The sequence below is a fragment of the Mycobacterium sp. genome, assembly GCF_039583805.1.
In the GTDB taxonomy this organism is placed as follows: Bacteria; Actinomycetota; Actinomycetes; order Mycobacteriales; family Mycobacteriaceae; genus Mycobacterium.
This window is the reverse complement of the sequence record NZ_JAVKSH010000099.1, coordinates 11,012-13,832: the sequence shown is the minus strand read 5'-3', so window position 1 is coordinate 13,832 and position 2,821 is coordinate 11,012. Positions and strand designations below refer to the sequence as shown.

Here is a 2,821-nt window from a genome sequence, read left to right as displayed (position 1 = left end):
TCAGCCCGAGCGGGGGCGCGGCGGCCAGTGGGGTTGAACCGAACGTCAAAAGCGCAACGGCAGCCGTGCCGGCACCGACTACCCGGTTGTGGCGGCGCGGATTGTCGTTGCGTGAGCGCATCCGTTCCCGTGCGCGGTTCATGCCAACCATCCGTTAGACCTCTCCCGGTGTCGCTCGGTCATGTCCGGCGACATGACCGAGCAGGCGAGCAGACGTCGGACGGCCGTCGCTACGCGGTGGCCTTCTCTCGTTCGCGATGTCCCGCTCATTGTGGTCCAGCCGGCGACTGAGCCTGTCTCGAGCGGTTTGCGCGGAGCGTTGTGAACGCGGTCGACGTCGCCCAGTGGGAGCCGTCCGGCAATGCCGTGGTGGTGCACGGCGAGACGGTGGTCGACGACACGGTGCTGTTCGACGGCGACGTGGCCGGGGCGCTCATCCAGCCGACGGTGACGCCGCCCGGTCTTCGCGCCGCTGTCGTGTCCTCGACCGGACGGCCCGGCCGCTGGCTGTCGGGGCGGGCGGCCCAGCTGGGCAGCCCGGGCACAATGGCTGTTCGCGATGAAGTGCCCGCCCCGCAACCGGGTCGACGGTCGGTGATCTGCCGACACAGCGAAGGCTGGCTGCTGGTGCATCACAAATCAACCGCGTGTCGATGCCGCGGCTCCGGCGGGCACCACCGAGCCGGAGGGTGGGAGCGGCACCGGCGCCTGGGACGAGCAGGCCAGGGAGGCCGGGCTCTCGCCGGAGGGGGGAAGGTTGGCAATCGTCGCCGGGCCGAACGTGGGCTTGCCGCTCCGCATGGCGTCCTCGTCGATGAAGTCCATCAAGTTGTTGGCGTTGGCGTCGCGCAGCCCCAACGACGGCAGATTCCAAATAGTCTCAATCAGGGCAAGCACCGAGGTGTGGTCGTAGACAAGGTGGCTCACGTAGTTCTGCTTCGCGAACGGCGAGACCAGGATCGCCGGCACCCGGAAGCCGTAGCGGTGGAAGCCGTCGTATTGCGATTCGCCGAGGTTGACCACCGGAGGGATCACATCCGGAGCCAGCGCGACGGGTGGCGGCACATGGTCCGCCCAGCCGCCCCACTCGTCGTATTGAATGACGAGCACCGTCTTGTCCCATTTGGGCGATGCGCCGACCGCCTGCACCACGGTGCGCAAAAAAGTCTCGCCCACCACCATATTCTGCGGATTCTCCTGCGACTGGGTGCTGAAGTTCATGTCGACGATGCAGACGTTGGGAAGTGTGCCCGCCGCAGCGTCGGCGAAGAACTGTCCGATCTTTGTCATCCTCAGTAGCGCTCGCGTGTCGTTGAGCGGGTAGAGCAACGCGGTGGCCCCGAGCGGATAAGACGTCGCGTAGTCCCGCCAGGTGAGGTTGAACTGGGAGCAGCGGTCGAAGACGGTACCGCGCGGCGATGGCATGAGCAGCGTCCCCCACTGGGGGAGGTCAGTCAGCGATTCCTCGAAGTCGTCGGTCATCCCCGCCGAGGTACCGGCGATCAGATAACGCCGGTTGGGAAATGTCTGGCCGAGCAGCGAAGCGAAGTACCGATCGCCGATGGGGAACGTGTTGGCCAGCGCGTAGGTGAACGGCAGGTTTTGGCCCGTCCAATAGCCCATGGCGCTGGGGCCGCTCTGTGAGATCACAAAGCCCTGGTTGTTGCCATTGTTGTACTGGATGTGAGCCTGCTTCCACTCCTGGGTGACAGTGACATCGTTCTGACAGGTAGTCGGCAGGTGAAACGCGAGCTGTGTATTGCCGTTGGCATAGGGGTTAGTGAAGGTCGGTGTTCCGTAGGGGTTGAACGCGGTGGGAGTGTGGTCGACGATCGTGTAGCCGTCGCCGCGCGGGGTTTGCCCGGGAGCCCGGCCGAGCATGCCGAGGATGTTGTCGTAGGAGTGATTCTCCATCATGCACATCACGACGTGCTCGATCTGGGGCACGGCGTGGGTGCCCGGGGCCAGGTTCGGGAACGGACGCGATCCCGCAGAGCGCAGCGTGGTCTTGCCCAACACAGCCAGCGCTTCTTCTTCAAGTGAGGTCGGCGGACCGGTGGGTCTCGCCGGGCCGGCGCCGGCAACTCGGCCGCCGGTTACGCCCGCAGCCATCGCGCCGGCACCGGCGGCCAAGAATCTTCGGCGCGTCAACCGGCGCCTGTCCGGACTGCCCGCGCCCTTCATAACGCAGATGGTCAGGCACGCATGCACCGCACACAAGAAGCCACGCCGTAACGCTCTCGCGCCGTCCGCGCGCCGTTGTGCACGTCACGCTGGTCCGACGAGCTGCCATCATTGGCCTGGCGCTCTGCCCGCACGAATTCGGTCACGCGATCACCGCTTGGCGATTCGGCGATCACGACACCGCCGTGCGCGGATATCTGTCTCTGGATCCGCGCAGGTAAAGCAACCTGTGGTTGGTCGCCGGGGCTGCCGATGTTGTTCCTCGCGCCGGGCAGGATCGGCCTGCCCGGCGCCGCGGTCTTGGTGCGGACGTCGTTCGTGACGCCGCTCAGGAAAGGCCGAGTTCGGTGCGGGCCGCCGGGTCGCAGTCGTCGAGCAGGTCCAGGCAGCGCTGGTACTCGCCGGTCTCGCCGATGGCGTCGGCGGCCCGCGCCAGCGCCGCCACGCAGCGCAGGAAGCCCCGGTTCGGTTCGTGGGCGTAGGGCACCGGCCCGAAGCCCTTCCAGCCGTTGCGGCGCAACGCATCGAGGCCGCGATGGTAGCCGGTCCGGGCGTAGGCGTACGCGGTGACGACCCTGTCGTCAGCCAGGGCTGCTTCGGCCAGGGCTTTCTCGGCCAGGGCTTCCTCGGCCAGGGC

Annotated in this window: 2 protein-coding genes and 1 pseudogene; 1 reads left to right on the top strand and 2 read right to left on the bottom strand. The window is 67.0% G+C overall.

The features are described from left to right. Window positions 1–639 precede the first annotated feature (639 nt). Entirely contained in the window at window positions 640–2,184 is a 1,545-nt protein-coding gene (locus tag ABDW21_RS13480) for an alkaline phosphatase family protein (protein ID WP_343600833.1), read from the bottom strand. Window positions 2,185–2,294: 110 nt separating this feature from the next. On the opposite strand from ABDW21_RS13480, the pseudogene ABDW21_RS13475 reads away from it, so the two are divergent. Next, a pseudogene (locus ABDW21_RS13475) lies at window positions 2,295–2,520 on the top strand (hypothetical protein); the annotation flags it as partial. Here ABDW21_RS13475 and ABDW21_RS13470 read toward each other — a convergent pair. Then, on the bottom strand, window positions 2,513–2,821 hold a 309-nt coding region (locus ABDW21_RS13470; protein ID WP_343600834.1), incomplete at its 5' end, for a DUF3151 domain-containing protein. The pseudogene ABDW21_RS13475 and the gene ABDW21_RS13470 sit on opposite strands and share 8 nt — an antisense overlap.